The 1262-nt window shown below is 48.5% G+C and carries 2 protein-coding genes; both read left to right on the top strand.

Going from position 1 to position 1262, the window contains the following annotated elements:
- The first annotated feature begins 74 nt into the window (after nt 1–74).
- Complete coding sequence (locus Q5741_RS21445; protein WP_305026143.1) at nt 75–410, top strand: transposase; 336 nt, start codon at nt 75–77, stop codon at nt 408–410.
- A complete protein-coding gene (locus Q5741_RS21440) occupies nt 341–1225 on the top strand; it encodes an IS3 family transposase (RefSeq protein WP_305026142.1) in 885 nt (294 codons plus the stop codon). The genes Q5741_RS21445 and Q5741_RS21440 overlap by 70 nt, the downstream gene beginning before the upstream one ends.
- Nucleotides 1226–1262: the final 37 nt, after the last annotated feature.

Here is a 1262-nt window from a genome sequence, read left to right as displayed (position 1 = left end):
TGAAGTGCACCCCTTAGAATAGACATTGGAAAAACCCCCTGGTTATTCCGATGAAATCTAAGGGGTGCATTTTTATGGCATTTAAAGGGCAGAAGCTCAAACAATATTCAGAGGAACTGAAGTTAGAGGCGATTCGGCTTCATGTCGAGGAGAAATGGACATACCGGGAAATCAACGAACATCTGGGCATTCAGGACAAAGACCGAATGAAGCGGTGGATGCGGAAATACCGGGAACTCGGAGAGTATGGACTGTTGGATCAGCGGGGTAGGCGGGAAGAGTATATCGATCAAGACCGGTATGTTCAAAAGCTCAAGCGGGAGAATGACATGTTAAAAAAGTGCTTGGAAATCTGGATGCAGGAGGTAAGGAAGAACGGTTTAAGCTCATCGAGAAAGCGGCAGCTCTAGGGAAAATTGCAGACTTATGCCAACTCTTTGGCGTCTCCAAAAGCGGTTACTATGCCTATTTGAAGCGAAAGGGAGACGACCGCGACGCCGAAGCCAAACAACAAATCCGTAAAGCCTACAAGCGTTACGAAGGAAAATACGGGTACCGCCAGCTCCAATTGTTCTTGTGGCAGGATGACGGTATTTGGATGAACCACAAGAAGATTCTGCGCCTCATGCAAGAACTCGGGCTTCAGGCCAGGATTCGCCGGAAACGCAGGTTGAACGGCACGTACCAAGCAGGAGAACGTGTGGCAGAGAACCTGCTGAAGCGAGATTTTACGGCAGCGAAACCCAACCAGAAATGGGTAACGGATGTAACTCAATACCGTGTAGGTGAACGCTGGCTGTATCTTTCCGCCATAAAAGATCTGTTCAACAACGAGATTGTGGCCTACCAGCTGAGCGAACGTAACGACAATGCGCTGGTTCTACAGACGTTTGCCAAAGCCTTTGCAAAGCAAAAAGACGTGACCGGATTGGTCGTTCACAGCGACCAGGGATTCCAGTACACGTCTCATGCCTACCACGACATGCTGCCAAAGGTTGGCGCCCAAATCAGCATGTCACGCCGGGGCAATTGCCTAGACAATGCCTCTATGGAGAGTTTCTTCTCGCATCTCAAAACGGAAGGACTCTATCCTTATGATATCCGAAAAATGGCTGAGGCACAAAGAAGAATCGAGAAATACATACGATTTTACAACCGAAGACGACCACAGCGTAAATTAGGCAAACTGACGCCGGTAGACTACCGACGCCAGTTTGCTGCCTAGGTGTTTTTTCAATGTCTACTAAATGGGGTCTTGACCA

This window comes from Paenibacillus lacisoli, from assembly GCF_030580655.1.
Taxonomy (GTDB): Bacteria; Bacillota; Bacilli; order Paenibacillales; family Paenibacillaceae; genus Paenibacillus; species Paenibacillus lacisoli.
This window is presented reverse-complemented; position numbering and strand designations above follow the sequence as displayed.

Bases quoted from the DNA above. Each gene is read 5' to 3' on its own strand.
- Q5741_RS21445 (WP_305026143.1), top strand. From the start codon at position 75: ATGGCATTTAAAGGGCAGAAGCTCAAACAATATTCAGAGGAACTGAAG.